The following is a 12620-nucleotide window of genomic DNA, read 5'->3' as shown; positions in this document are numbered from 1 at the left end:
CTCAGTCCATCATCTCTGCGGCGGCGCGGAAGACGCGCAGCTCGTCGCCGAACCAGCCGCTGACCCACTCAGTGGTCCACCGCCGCTTTTGGAAACGCCAGCCCTTCCCGGTCTTCACCAGGACGTCGGTGTGCCAGCCCTGGACCTGGAAGGCCCGGACCTCGCCCTGGTCGTTGCGACGTGCCCACGGGTTGATCGTCTTGGCCTTGACGTGCGCGATCGTCCGCTCGTCGTCCTCGAAGTCGATGACCTGGTTGACCGAGATGTGGAAGACGTGGTCGAAGCCTTCGCCGGTCAGGAACCCACCGTCCCTGCCCTGCTCCCAGGTGAAGGGGGCGGGCAGACCGGCGTCGGTGTAGTCGATCACGCAGTCCGGCAGGAACACCTCGTCGAGCAGGTCGGCCCGCTTGGCGTCCGCGGCGTGCACGTAGCGGCCGTAGAGCTCGATGATCTCGAGACGGTCGGCCAGTTCCTCGAGTTTCATGACGCCACCGCCTCGGGCTGCTCGGCGCCGACCTCCGCCATGACCGTCTCTGCGTAGCGGACCAGCCCGTCGCGCACCTCTTCCTGGGAGGAGCCGTTCGGAACCACGAACACGCGCGAGACGCCGAGTTCCTCGTATCCGCGTACGACGTCGGCGGTGAGGTTCTGGGTGGCGCCGGCGCTGATCTCGATCTCGTCGTAGTCGCGTCCGAGCTTGTCGCACTCGGCCCGCATCGTCTCCAGCAGGGGCGCCATGGCCTCCGGTCCGGGGACGGCGGGGAAGAACCCGTTGCCGTAGCGGGCGGCGCGCTTGGCGGCCAGTTCGGTGTGGCCGCCCACGTGGATCGGGACCCCGCCCTTCTGCACCGGCTTCGGGGAGGAGTAGATCGGCGGCCAGTCGAAGAACCGGCCGTGGAACTCGCTGGGTGACTCGCTCCACAGCGAGCGCATCGCCGCCACGGACTCCCGCGCCCGTGCCGCGCGGTTGTCGAAGTCACGGTCGAGGGCCTGGTACTCCTCACGCAGCCACCCGACCCCGACGCCGAGCATCAGGCGTCCCTGGGAGAGCGTGTCGAGTGTGCCGCAGATCTTGGCGAGTTGGATCGGGTGGTGCTGCGGAAGGATGCAGACCCCGGTGGCCAGCCGCAGCCGCGTGGTGACCGCTGCCGCGTACGCGAGCGGGGTGAAGGGGTCGGGGAGAGGAGCCTCCGACGGTGCCTCGATCCGGCCCGTCGGGCTGTAGGGGTAGACGGAGGTGTAGTTCTCCGGGATGGCTGGATGTTCCACGGACCAGATCGACTCGTAGCCGAGTTCCTCCGCGGTCCGTGCGAGGCTTGCCAGCCCGCCCGGCTCCATCGACGCTCCGATGGTCGCGAATCCGATGGCGAATTTCATTCGTCCTCCTGCCGTGCTGGGTTCCGAAGGGGGATCGGTCAGAAGGCGACGACGACGCCGTCCACCGCGAGGGCCGCGCCCGCCAAGTACGAGGCGGCGTTGCTGCACAGCCACACCACCGACTCGGCGACCTCCTCGGGCTGCGCGAACCGGCGGATCGGCGTCAGGGACAGGAGCTGGTCCTTGATCTCCTGGGGCAGGTCTTCGGTGAACGGTGTGGCGATCGGGCCCGGGAGGACCGCGTTGACACGGATGCCGTCGGCGGCGTAGTCCACCGCCGCGGCCTTGGTCAGGCCGACGACACCGTGCTTGCTGGCAACGTTAGGTCGACAGGCCGCCCGGACGCGCCACCAGCCCGGACGCGGAGGCCGTGTTGACGATCGCGCCGCCCTTGGCGCTCATGGCCTTGATCTCGGCGCGCATGCACAGCCAGACGCCGGTCAGGTTGATGCCGATGACACGGTTCCAGTCGGCTTCGGTGACGTCGGCGAGGCGGGTCACCTCGCCTTCCACACCGGCGTTGTTGTGCGCGAAGTCCAGTCGGCCGAAGCGGTCGACCACGGCGCCCACGGCGCTCTCGACGGACTCCGCGTCGGACACGTCGACGATGAACACCTCGGCGGAACCGCCGATCGCCTTGATCTCCTTGAGTGTCTGCGCGGCCAGGTCGCCGTTGATGTCGAGGACGGCGACCCGTGCCCCGCGGCGGGCGAAGGCGTGGGCGGTGGCGCGGCCGATGCCGCCGCCTCCCCCGGTGACCAGGGCGACCCGTCCGGCCATGTCCTGCTGTGCGGTCTGCATGGGAGCGCCTTTCATGAGGAGAGACCGACGGAGTCCAGCCACCGCAGGACGACGTCGAGGATGTCGTGGTTGTTGAGTTCGAGGACCATGCCGTGGCCGTTGCCGCGCACGTCGTGGTCGGCGAGCCGGATGTGGTCGGCGCGCGCTCCCACCTGGCGCAGGTAGTCCGCGACGGCCCCCGCGCCCCCTCCCAGCGGCGAGGCCTCGGCCTCGACGACGGCCACCGGCAGCCCCCGCAGCCCCGGAACGGTCCATGTCGACCCCTCGCGCAACTCCTGCGGAGCGCTCACGGCCGGTTCGTAGGGGAGGGGAGCGGAGGTGAGTCCCCAGTCCAGGGACAGGCCCATCTGCGGCGCGTTCAGGAAGGGCGGTCCCGGCGGTTCGAGGGCCACCACGGCCTTGACCAGGTCCGGGCGGGCGGCGGCGGCCAGCCAGCCGGCCGGTGCCCCCAGGGAGTGGGTGATCAGCACGGCGGGGCCGATGCTCTCCAGCAGTTCGATCAACCGGTCGCCGTCCCGCTGCTGGGCGGCTGCCTGGTCCAGCGGGACGCTCGCAGAACTCGCCGCGAGATTGACGACCGCGGGGTCGTCGGGCCCGCCCGGCCCCGGCCACTGGGTGTGCCGGGGGTCGGCGCCGGCGGCGAAGATCCCCGCCGTCATCTCCAGCGTCGGCGCGGGTCCGCGTTTCTCGCCTTCCGGGGCGGTGCCTGCCGCGCGCCCGTATCCGGGCCGGTCGACGACGTACACCGACCGGCCCCGCTCGACCAGCAGCGGGGCCCATCCGGGGCGACTGTCCGGGGTGCCGAGCCAGTCGGTGCCCTGACCGCCACCGCCGTGGACGAGCACGACCGGGGTGGAGCTGCCGGGCCCCTCCGGCTTCTCCCACTCGACGTACATCGCGCCGCTGAGTCCTCTGCCCATGGGGGTGTCAGTGCGGCTGCCTCCCACCCAGCGAAAGCCCCGGCTCATGACGCCTCCACCGGAACGAGCTGCGGGGAGCGCAGCTGTGCCATGCCGAGCTGGGCGGCGCGGACCTTCTCCGGATCACCCGCGACGGAGCGCGGCCCGGCCAGGTCCGAGTCGAGTTTCGCCGGATCCGTCGAGTGGTAGACGAGCCGCTTGAACTGGCTGGCCATGGGCGAGGCGATGTCCAGGAACTTCTGCCGCCGGTCCTCGGCGTAGCGGTCGAGCACGTCGGCAGGAGCTTCCCCGCGGACGACGGCAGCCAGCGCCGGGTACAACACGTACAGGTCGAGCAGGCCGCAGGTCAGGCCCAGGCCGCCGGTCGGGTTGGTGGCGTGCGCGGCGTCCCCGGCCAGCAGCACCCGGCCGACCCGGTACCGCTCGGCGGACCGCTGGTGCAGCCGGTAGGGCGAGTGATGCACCAGCTCGAAATCCTTGGAGCCGGGCAGGAAGGCATCGAACCAGGCGGTCATCCGCTCCAGGACCTGCTCGGCAGGCAGGTCGGCGTCCTCGGCGTACGTCACCCGCCACAGGCCCTCGTCGTCGATCTTCGCGACAACCGCGCCGTACCGCGGATCGACGACCATGTTGGCGTCGTTGAACCCGTACGCGTCGAACGGGTAGCGGACGTTGGTCGCCACGAACCGCTCCGGCCACGTGATGCCGTCGAAGCCAAGGCCCAGGGACTTGCGGACGGTGCTGCTCGCGCCGTCGGTGCCGACCACCCAGGAGGCGGTGTACTCGATGGGCCCGTCCGGGCCGTCGGCGGTGACGCGGACCCCGTCGTCGTTCTGGGCGAGTCCGGTGACGGCGGTGTTCCAGTGGACCGAGACACCGGGCTGTTTCTCAAGGTGGCGCAGGGTGATCTCGCCGAGCCGGTCCTGGCCCAGGTGGATGTTGTTGTACGGGCGCCCGGTGGTCTCCTCCAGCGAGACCTTGCCCCACTCGATGACCTCGCCGGTGCGCAGCACTCGCAGGGTCAGCCCGTCGAGGGAGCGCACGCCTTCGCGCTCCATGTCGGGAAGGACCCCGAGTTCGGCCAGTCCGTCGAGGACGAACCACAGATAGGTCATGGCCCGCGGCGAGTCGCCGATGGCGGAGTCGCGTTCGAGCACGGTCACGTTCAGTCCCGCCTGGGCGAGCCCGAGTGCGGTGAGTAGGCCCACCGGACCCGCGCCGACGACCAGAACGTCGGTGGACGGCTTTGTCACTGTCGTATCTCCCAGCGGGCTTCAGAAGACGATGGTCTGGTTCTCGTGCCGGACGATGCGGTCATCGCAGTGCCAGCGCACCGCGCGCGACAGCACCGCCCGCTCCACGTCGGCACCCAGGCGCACGAGGTCGGCGGTGGTGTGCTGATGGCTGACCCGTACGACGTCCTGGTCGATGATCGGGCCCTCGTCGAGGTCCTCGGTCACGTAGTGCGCGGTTGCCCCGACGAGCTTCACGCCCCGCTCCTTAGCCCGCCTGTAGGGGGCCGCGCCGATGAAGGCGGGCAGGAAGGAGTGGTGGATGTTGATCAGGGGCGCTCCGACCTCCGAGAGGAAGGTCGGGGTGATGATCTGCATGTAGCGGGCGAGGACGACCAGGTCGACGTTGCCCTTGAGGAGTTCGAGCTGGCGCTGCTCGGCCTCAGCGCGGTTGTCGCGGGTGGCCGGGGTGTGGATGAACGGCACACCGAACGGGCGGATCTCGTCGGCGAGGTCGGGATGGTTGCTGATCACCATCGCCACGGTCATGTCGAGCTCGCCGCGCCGGTTGCGCCACAGCAGGTCCAGGACGCAGTGGTCGGTCTTCGACACCATGATCGCGACCCGCTTCAGCTTCGACGCCTCCGTCAGCCGGAAGTCCATCCCGAAATCGGCCGCCACCGTCTCGCCGAACTCCCGCTCGAACTCGGCGCAGGCGGCGCTCAACCCGGGCAGGCGAAAGGCGGTGCGCTGCAGGAACATGCCGCCGACCGGCTCCGTGGAGTACTGGTCCAGCGACACGATGTTCGCGCCCGCCTCCGTGAGGAAGGTGCTGACGGCGGACACCACCCCGGGCCGGTCCGGGCAGCGGATGAGCAGTCGCCCCAGGTCCTGGGTCGGCGAAGCGGACTGCGGGAAGCCGGCGTCCGGCGCCGGCCGGGTGACCTTGGCGTCGGTTTCGGTTACGTCGACGGACATGACGGTCCTCCTTGACTGTCGATGAGGGTGGTTCGGGCGCGGTCGCGCGCGGTGATTCAGGCGCGGTCGCGCAGCCGACTCGGCCAGATCCCGGACTTGCCGGGCGCGAGGATCCCGTTCGGGTCCATGGCGTCCTTGATCGTCTCGGCCAGCCTGCGCTGGGCGTGGTCGCCGAACGCGAACTGCTCCGCCACAAGATCCATGTGCTGGAGGTTGGTGCGGTACGGCGCGTAGCCGATCGCGGCCAGCTCCTTGACCAGGTCGGTGTACCCCTCGTAGACGCCGCGGGTCTGCTCCTCGTCGCGGGGGTCGAAGAAGGTGGTGCTGATGTGCAGCGCGCTGCGGGGGGTGAGGTACAGGCCGTTGACGTAGGTGTGGCCGTGCCGGGCGTAGAGGGAGCGGATGAGCTTCTCCGCGCGGACCACCGCGTCGCCCTGGCACGGGCCGACCGGCGAGAAGTCGAGGTGGCCCGTCACCTCGCCGTAGGGCAGCATCTTCGGGTCGAGCAGGTCCATGTCCGGGATGCCGCGCTGGACTCCCTCGTCGTGGTTCGCGGGCCCGGCAAGGTCCGTGGCGTCGAAGGTGCGGCGGACGACCTCCACCCCCGGTATCGCACGCAGCGTCTCCTCGATCACCGCGAACTGGGCGTCGACCATCGCCGTCCGGCCGTACAGGGCGAAGCGCGCCGACCAGCCGTCGCTGTCGGGGTCGAGGAAGAAGTTGCCGCTCTCGTCGATCTCCACACCGCGGTTGAGCATCGGCAGGTTCTCGATCGTGCGGTCGAGCATGAGCCCGCGCAGCGCGTCGACGACCTTGCCGAGGGTCTCGTAGCCGTGGAAGCGGGCCCAGCAGGCCGCGTAGGTCTCGGGGCGGCGCATGAGCGACCAGCCCGCGCTGGTGACGATGCCGAGGTTGGACTGCTGGAACAACCCGCCGAAGGAGGGGCCGTAGCTGTGCGGGTAGGTGTACCGGGCCGGGTTGCCCTCCATCGCGCCCATGCCGGTGCGCAGCAGGGACCCGTCGGGCAGGACCACCTCGAGGCCGCAGAGGTTGCGCGCGTGGTCGCCGAACGGCGTGTAACCGATGCCGTACTCTAGGGAGTTGCCGATGACACTACCCCATCCCAGGTCCGGGATGGAGGTCCACAGGTCGCCGCCGTCCTTCTGCAGACCGTCGAACAGGTCCTGCCAGCGCACGCCCGGCTGGACGACCGCGTAGGCGAGATCGTGGTTGATCTCTAGGATCTTGTTCATCTGCCGCAGGTTCACCAGCACGCTGCCGCGCAGCCGCGGGGCCGGGCCGCCGTAGGTGTTGTTACGGCCCTGGCTGAACGTCGACAGCGGCACCCCGTGCTCATTGGCGATCCGGACGACGGCCTGCACCTGCTCGGTACTGGTGGGCAGCAGCGCGGCCGAGGCGTCGAACTCGTCGGACTCCCGGTAGGTGTAGGGGTCGCGGAACTCGCGCAGAGCCGAGGGTTCACTGATCACGGCGGCGTCGCCGAGTTCGGCGGTGAAGGCGGCGAGCGCCTTGTCGAGCGCGGCCGGGGTCGTCCCGCGGGGAACCGTCGTCATGCCAGTGCCTTTCTCAGGGATGAACTATGGATATGTGCGGATGTGAAATGTGTGAACTGTCGCGCCACCCGGACCGCGTCCGCGGTGGAGGCGACGTCATGCACCCGGACGCACCAGACGCCGGACGCCGCGGCCAGGGCGGACACTGCGGCCGTGGCCCGGTCGCGCTCAAGAGGCGGCGGCGGTGGGCCGCCCTTCGCGAGCAGTGCGCCCAGGAAGGACTTCCGTGACGCTCCGACCAGCAGTGGACGTCCCAGCGCCCGCACCTCGTGCAGGCGGCGGAGGATCTCCCAGTTGTGCTCGGCGGTCTTGGCGAAGCCGAGGCCCGGGTCGAGCACGACGCGGTCGGGGTGGACCCCCGCGTCGGCGAGGACGGCGAGGCGTCCGCCGAGTTCGGCCATCACCTCCGCCACGGCGTCGTCGTAGTGCGCTTGCTTCTGCATATGTGCACTGTTTCCACGCCAGTGCGTCGCGACATACGGCACCTCCGCCTCGGCGACGACGGGTGCCATGTCGGGGTCCGCGAGCCCACCGCTCACGTCGTTGACGAGCGAGGCGCCCGCCTCGACCGCTGCGGCCGCGACCCGCGCGCGCATGGCGTCGACGCTGACCACGGCGCCGGACGCGGCGAGGCCGCGCACGACCGGCAGGACGCGCTCCAGCTCCACCGACTCCGGGACGCGCCGCGCGGACGGCCGGGTCGACTCACCGCCCACGTCGACGATGTCCGCGCCCGCGGCGACGAGCGCGAGTCCTCTCTCGACTGCTCGCGTCGGGTCGAGACAGTCGCCGCCGTCGGAAAAGGAATCCGGCGTGGTGTTGACGATGCCCATCACCAGACATCGATCGGTGATCGGCAAACCCTTCGGGCCACGGAAATTCATGGCGTCCGCCGGCCTTTTCTGTGAACCGGGTAACCGAGGTTGCCGCGGAGAGACGGATTCTTTTGTCTGCGGCTCTTCATCTGTCCGAAACAATTCGTTAGGGTGCGGCTGTGGCACGACTGCAACGAGGCAATCTGCCCGCCGAGGTGACGAGTTTCGTCGGCCGCCGGGCGGAGCTGCCCACTCTGAAAAAAACGCTGGAACGCTTTCGCGCGGTCACGGTGACCGGCACCGGGGGTGTCGGAAAGACGCGGCTGGCCCGTCGGGTCGCCGCAGAGGTGTCCGGCTCCTTCGCCGACGGGGCATGGCTCATCGAGCTCGACGATCTCGCCGACGGTGCCCTCCTGCCGTCCACCGTGCTGCTCGGCCTCGGGCTGCGTGACGACGGCGGCGCCCCCCTGGAGGCCCGGCTGGCCGACCACTTCCGTGCCAAGCAGGCGTTGCTGCTGCTCGACGGGTGCGACGGCGTGGTCGACGCGTGCGCGAGGCTCGTCGCCAGCTTGTTGCGTGCCGCGCCCGGCCTCAAGGTGCTCAGCACCAGCCGCCGGCCGTTCCACGTCGAGGGTGAGGCCGTGGTGGCCGTCGGCCCGCTGCCGGTCCCGCCCGCGGACGAGCCGGAAGCCGAGGCCGTCGCACTCATGGGATACGACGCGGTGGCGCTCTTCGTGGAACGCGCTGCCGCCGTGCGGGCCGACGTCGTCGACTCGGACGCCCGGCTGGCTACAATCGCACGCATCTGCCGACGCCTTGACGGATTGCCCATGGCGATCGAGTTCGCCGCAGATCGCCTCGACGTCCTGGCGCTCGACGAACTCGACGGCCGTCTCCACGACGCCTACCGCGTGCTGGTCTCCGCCAAGCGGGGCGCTCCGCAGCGGCAGCGGACGCTGCAGGCGCTGGTCGAGTCGAGCTATGCGCTGTGCTCGTCCGAGGAACAGCTGCTGTGGGAACGACTCACGGTCTTCACCGGCCGGTTCGGCCTCCCCGCGGTCGAGCACGTGTGCACCGACGAGGTCATCTCCGACGAGCGGGTGCTCGACCTCGTGGCCGGCCTGATCGACAAGTCGGTGCTCGTCCGTGAGGAGCGGACCGGCGGGTCGTGGTATCGACTCCCCCGTCTGTTGCGCGAGTACGCGCTGCAACGGGTGACCGGGGCGGGAGAGCCGGGAGAGTGGGACCGGCTGCGCGGACGCCATGTGCAGTGGTGCCTCTGGCTCGCGAGCCAGGCCTCCGACGGTCTGCTGACCGAGCGCTCTCAGGACTGGATCGGCCAGGTCCGCGGCAACCACGCCAATATCCGCGCGGCGCTCGACTACTGCTTCGAGGACAAGCAGCGGGCGCAGGACGGGTTCCGGCTGGCCGCGGCCCTCTGGTACCACTGGGTGATGACCGGCCTGGTCGCCGAGGGGCGCGCATGGCTGGAACGAGGTCTGGGCATCGCACCGTCCGAGCCGACGCCCGGCCGCGCGCTGGCCCTCACGGTCGCCGCGTATCTCGCCGTCATGAGTGGCGACAGCGCCGACGATCTGCTGGCAGCGTCGAACGCGACGGCGGCCGAGCTCGCGGACCCCTCCGTCACAGGAAATCTGCGGTTCGTCGAAGGGCTCCTGGCTATCCACCAGCGCGACCTCGCCACCGCCTGCGCAAAGCTCGACCTCGCGCTCGACGCGTTCCGGGTGTCCGGAAGCAGGATGAGCACCGGCAAGACGCTGTGCCTGCTCGGCATGGCCTGGACGCTGAACGGCGACTGGGAGCGTGGCCGAGGGTACTGCGAGGAGTTCCTCGCCATGCCCGCAGCCTCGAGCGAGAACTGGGGTTTCGGCTACATCCAGTGGACGACGGCACTGGCCGAGTGGCAGCACGGCAGCTTCCTCAGCGCGCGTCTCGCCCAGAAGCACAGTGCCCAGCTGGCCTGCCGGTTCGACGACCGTTTCGGCATGGGCTCCTGTGTGCAGAGTGCCGCGCTGTACTTCGCCTCGACGGGACGCCACAAGGAAGCCGCGCTCCTCATGGGTGCCGCCGAGACCCACCGCTTCCCCGCGTTCACGGTCCTCGACGAACTGCGGCGCGGCTGCGTCGACGACGTCCGCGACGCGCTGGGCGGGGCCGCTTTCGTCGAACTGATCGAGGAGGGAAGGGCGCTGACGCTGGTTCAGGCGGCCGAGGTCGTCGCCGGCGGACGCCGTATGCCCGCAGGCGCCCCTGTCTCCGCCCCGGACGTTCCGGAGGCGCTGTCGAAGCGGGAGTGGGAAGTGGCGCAACTGGTGGCTGGCGGCCAGGGCAACAAGCACATCGCGGCCGCGCTGGTCATCTCGACCCGGACCGCCGAAGGCCACGTCCAGCGCATCCTGGGCAAGCTGGGTTTCACCTCGCGTGCCCAGATCGCCGCCTGGGTGACCGAACAGCGCGCGCTCGCACGAGCGGAAGCGCGGGTCGGCCACGGCGGCTGAGCCGGTGAGTCCAGGCATGAGCACCTCTTTCCGAAGTGGTCGCAGCCTGCCGCGCGGGGTCCGGTGGGTAAACGCGGGGAACTACCTGATCCGGCTACCTGTTTCCGCCGCGTTTCCGCGGCGCGGACGGGTACGGCGGACGGACGCAACGACGAAGGCCCACCCGGGGCAGGGTGGGCCTTGGCGGCGCAATGGCTGTCTGGGCTCAGGCGGAATGCAGATCGATCCGGCTCCGGTCCTGCTTGTAGGGAGCCGGTGCGACGGTGGCGCGGATGGGCTTCTGAGGCCCCTCCGGATTGCCCCAGTGCACGGTGAGCGAGGTGCCGATGTCCGCGTGCGCCACCTCGATCGTGGCCAGCGAGAGCATCTTGCGGAAGTAGTAGCTGTAACCGCGTGAGGTGGCCACGCCGACGAGGTCGCCGTCTGCTGTCACTTTGTCCGCCCACATGAACCCGCGCTGGTCCCGGGGCATGTCCATGAACGGGTAGTTGGCGCCGGGCCGGAACAGTGACGCATAGACGTCCTCGATGTCCTCCGCGTCCCATTCGAGCGTGCGTATGACCCGTCTCGGCTGCGCCTTCTCCGGTTCGAGCGCGGCCCGCCCCAGGAAGTCGTGGTCGAACTTGATGTTCCTGCCCCAGCCGAGCTCTACAGGACTGCGGTAGTACTCCGAAATGTCTCTGCCGTCGAAACTCCCCGCGATATATGCCGGCTGCGCGTAAGCGGGCATCGAACTCCGGAAGATTTCCAGGTACTCGGCCATGTCCTCGTCGAAGATCGCCGGAATGTAATCCGTGGCGATCGTGGGAAAACAGGCCTCCAGGTGATTGATCATCGTGACGCGGGCGCCCAGCCGCCGAATACCGAATTCCTGCCCCGCCTCCATTACCGCGGCATGCACCTTGTCGCCGAATTCGCGGGGCCCCTGGAGCTCGAAACCGATTTCCCCGGCCATGCCCTGGCGCAGGGCCCAAATGTCGTGTCCCGCGATCCTGAGCGGGGTGACATGCATGTACTTGGTGTCCCGGAGTTGGTTCTCCCCGGCCAGCCGGTCGAGCACCCGTACCGCGTTGGGACCCGACACTTGGAAGATGAACCAGTCCTCCTGGGGTGATCTTCGCGTCGTACCCACCCTTGGACAGCTGGTAATTCACCCAGAAGCCACCGCGGCCGTGCATGACGTAGTCGTCGTCGCCGAACTTGGTGACGATCCCCTCGTGGATGACCTTGCCGTCGCGGTTCGTGTGGATGGCGTGCTTCGACTGCCCCTGATGGAACACGGAGAAACTGTTCACCGAGGTGTCCGCCAGCAGCCTGATCGCGTCCGGTCCGCTGATCCGGTGCTGCCACAGGAACGACCAGTCGCCGATGTAGCAGGTCTCCTTCCACGACATCGACTCGTCGAGCCAGTCGGTGTACTCGGGGGCGCCGAAGCGGCTCCATGCGTAGGTCGTCGGCGGAGTGCGCATTCCCACCACTGTGAAAGTCATGTGGTGCACCCTTCTTCACGATTCATGCGTTCGGCTATGTATAGAACAGCTAGCAGCTGTCAGACAATGGGTGGGTGCAAGGGGCCACGACAGGGCCCCGCTCCGGACTCAGTGCGAAGGCGGGCCCTCGGCGGCCGCGAGCATGACGCGCGCGGCCTCCTCGACATGAGTCATGGCGGCGGCCTGGGCCGCCTCTCCGTCGCGTGCGTCGACGGCGTCCGCGATCGCGGTCACCTCGTCCGCGCTGCGCTCCGCCCGGCCTTCCTGGGCGAGAGTCAGCGCCCTCAGCCGGGTCACGCGATGCTGGAGCGTCTGCAGGGTCTGGTGCAGGACGGGATTGCCGCAACCCCGGAACAACACGTCGTACGCCCTGGACTTGGCCTTCAGGAGAGCGGCGGCGTCCGCACCCTTCGCGGTCTCCTCGGCCAGCTCGGTGACGGCCGCCCGGAAGGCGGCCCGGTCCTGGTCGCTCGCGTGCTCGGCGAAGAGCCGGGCGGCCAGTCCCTCGAGGGATGACCGCACCTGATAGACGTGCCGGGCGGTCGCGGTGGAGATGACCGTGACGCTGGTACCGCGGCCGTTGTGCGACTCGACCAGCCCTTCGGCCTGCAACTGCCGTAGAGCCTCGCGCACCGAGGCGCGGCTGGCCGAGGTCATCTCGCACAGCTCGCGTTCGACGAGCAGCTGCCCGGGTGTCAGCCGCTGATCGACGATGGCGTCCCGCAGGATGTTCGCGACCTGCTCGCGGATGGGGGCATGTCGTTGCACCTGCATGTCGGTCATGCGCCGAGGATACGTGAGGTCCGCAGCTGTCCGACAGCCGCTAGGTGACATCTTTCGCGCTTTGTCTGACAGCTGCTATCTGCTTTCAGTCCAGGTCTCGGTTATCGTGCTGCCATCGAACCGCTGACCGG

General features: G+C 69.4%; 12 protein-coding genes and 1 pseudogene. 1 reads left to right on the top strand and 12 read right to left on the bottom strand.

The window, feature by feature from the left end; all coding sequences use genetic code 11:
• Position 1: 1 nt before the first annotated feature.
• From H4687_RS01070 to folP, 9 genes are read right to left on the bottom strand one after another with little or no spacing between them, the layout of a single operon-like run.
• Entirely contained in the window at positions 2-484 is a 483-nt protein-coding gene (locus H4687_RS01070; protein ID WP_046915468.1) for a nuclear transport factor 2 family protein, read from the bottom strand.
• Positions 481-1377, bottom strand: a complete 897-nt coding sequence (locus tag H4687_RS01065; protein WP_046915469.1) for an LLM class F420-dependent oxidoreductase — start codon at positions 1375-1377, stop codon at positions 481-483. The genes H4687_RS01070 and H4687_RS01065 overlap by 4 nt, the downstream gene beginning before the upstream one ends.
• 38 nt (positions 1378-1415) lie before the next feature.
• A complete protein-coding gene (locus tag H4687_RS47915) occupies positions 1416-1652 on the bottom strand; it encodes an SDR family oxidoreductase (protein ID WP_306790946.1) in 237 nt (78 codons plus the stop codon).
• A 46-nt stretch (positions 1653-1698) separates the two neighbouring features.
• Complete coding sequence (locus tag H4687_RS47910) at positions 1699-2178, bottom strand: SDR family NAD(P)-dependent oxidoreductase (protein ID WP_306790945.1); 480 nt, start codon at positions 2176-2178, stop codon at positions 1699-1701.
• Between the two features lie 11 nt (positions 2179-2189).
• Positions 2190-3098: an alpha/beta fold hydrolase gene (locus H4687_RS01055; RefSeq protein ID WP_159026151.1), complete on the bottom strand. Its 909-nt coding sequence runs from the start codon at positions 3096-3098 to the stop codon at positions 2190-2192.
• A gap of 44 nt (positions 3099-3142) precedes the next feature.
• The gene (locus H4687_RS01050; RefSeq protein ID WP_046915471.1) at positions 3143-4351 is read right to left on the bottom strand and encodes an FAD-dependent oxidoreductase; all 1209 of its coding nucleotides are present in this window, start codon (positions 4349-4351) and stop codon (positions 3143-3145) included.
• Positions 4352-4372: 21 nt separating this feature from the next.
• A complete protein-coding gene (gene purU, locus H4687_RS01045; protein ID WP_078907531.1) occupies positions 4373-5308 on the bottom strand; it encodes a formyltetrahydrofolate deformylase in 936 nt (311 codons plus the stop codon).
• A 56-nt stretch (positions 5309-5364) separates the two neighbouring features.
• Positions 5365-6882, bottom strand: coding sequence for an FAD-binding oxidoreductase (locus tag H4687_RS01040; RefSeq protein ID WP_046915472.1), 1518 nt, complete (start codon positions 6880-6882; stop codon positions 5365-5367).
• Positions 6879-7766, bottom strand: coding sequence for a dihydropteroate synthase (gene folP, locus H4687_RS01035; RefSeq protein WP_046915473.1), 888 nt, complete (start codon positions 7764-7766; stop codon positions 6879-6881). Before folP ends, H4687_RS01040 begins: the two co-directional genes overlap by 4 nt.
• 110 nt (positions 7767-7876) lie before the next feature.
• Here folP and H4687_RS01030 point away from each other — a divergent pair, with 110 nt between their 5' ends.
• Positions 7877-10216, top strand: a complete 2340-nt coding sequence (locus H4687_RS01030) for an ATP-binding protein (RefSeq protein WP_046915474.1) — start codon at positions 7877-7879, stop codon at positions 10214-10216.
• A 205-nt stretch (positions 10217-10421) separates the two neighbouring features.
• Here H4687_RS01030 and H4687_RS01025 read toward each other — a convergent pair whose 3' ends face one another.
• The 3 genes and pseudogenes from H4687_RS01025 to H4687_RS01020 all read right to left on the bottom strand — a co-directional run bounded on the left by H4687_RS01025 (position 10422) and on the right by H4687_RS01020 (position 12489).
• A complete protein-coding gene (locus H4687_RS01025) occupies positions 10422-11348 on the bottom strand; it encodes a glycine cleavage T C-terminal barrel domain-containing protein (RefSeq protein ID WP_267886921.1) in 927 nt (308 codons plus the stop codon).
• A 49-nt stretch (positions 11349-11397) separates the two neighbouring features.
• A pseudogene (locus tag H4687_RS48385) lies at positions 11398-11685 on the bottom strand (hypothetical protein); the annotation flags it as partial.
• Positions 11686-11814: 129 nt separating this feature from the next.
• Positions 11815-12489 (bottom strand): GntR family transcriptional regulator, encoded by a 675-nt coding sequence (locus tag H4687_RS01020; RefSeq protein ID WP_046915475.1) that lies wholly within the window; start codon positions 12487-12489, stop codon positions 11815-11817.
• Positions 12490-12620 lie beyond the last annotated feature (131 nt).

It is taken from the genome of Streptomyces stelliscabiei, from assembly GCF_014873495.1.
GTDB classification, from domain to species: domain Bacteria; phylum Actinomycetota; class Actinomycetes; order Streptomycetales; family Streptomycetaceae; genus Streptomyces; species Streptomyces bottropensis.
The sequence above is the reverse complement of the archived record's forward strand: the minus strand, read 5'-3'. Positions and strand labels throughout refer to the sequence as shown.

Excerpts from the sequence above, each read along its gene's own strand:
- H4687_RS47910 (WP_306790945.1), bottom strand. The coding sequence starts at position 2,178 with ATGCAGACCGCACAGCAGGACATGGCCGGACGGGTCGCCCTGGTCACC.
- purU (WP_078907531.1), bottom strand. The coding sequence starts at position 5,308 with ATGTCCGTCGACGTAACCGAAACCGACGCCAAGGTCACCCGGCCGGCG.
- H4687_RS01055 (WP_159026151.1), bottom strand. The coding sequence starts at position 3,098 with ATGGGCAGAGGACTCAGCGGCGCGATGTACGTCGAGTGGGAGAAGCCG.
- folP (WP_046915473.1), bottom strand. The coding sequence starts at position 7,766 with ATGAATTTCCGTGGCCCGAAGGGTTTGCCGATCACCGATCGATGTCTG.
- H4687_RS01020 (WP_046915475.1), bottom strand. The coding sequence starts at position 12,489 with ATGACCGACATGCAGGTGCAACGACATGCCCCCATCCGCGAGCAGGTC.
- H4687_RS01070 (WP_046915468.1), bottom strand. The coding sequence starts at position 484 with ATGAAACTCGAGGAACTGGCCGACCGTCTCGAGATCATCGAGCTCTAC.
- H4687_RS01065 (WP_046915469.1), bottom strand. The coding sequence starts at position 1,377 with ATGAAATTCGCCATCGGATTCGCGACCATCGGAGCGTCGATGGAGCCG.
- H4687_RS01040 (WP_046915472.1), bottom strand. The coding sequence starts at position 6,882 with ATGACGACGGTTCCCCGCGGGACGACCCCGGCCGCGCTCGACAAGGCG.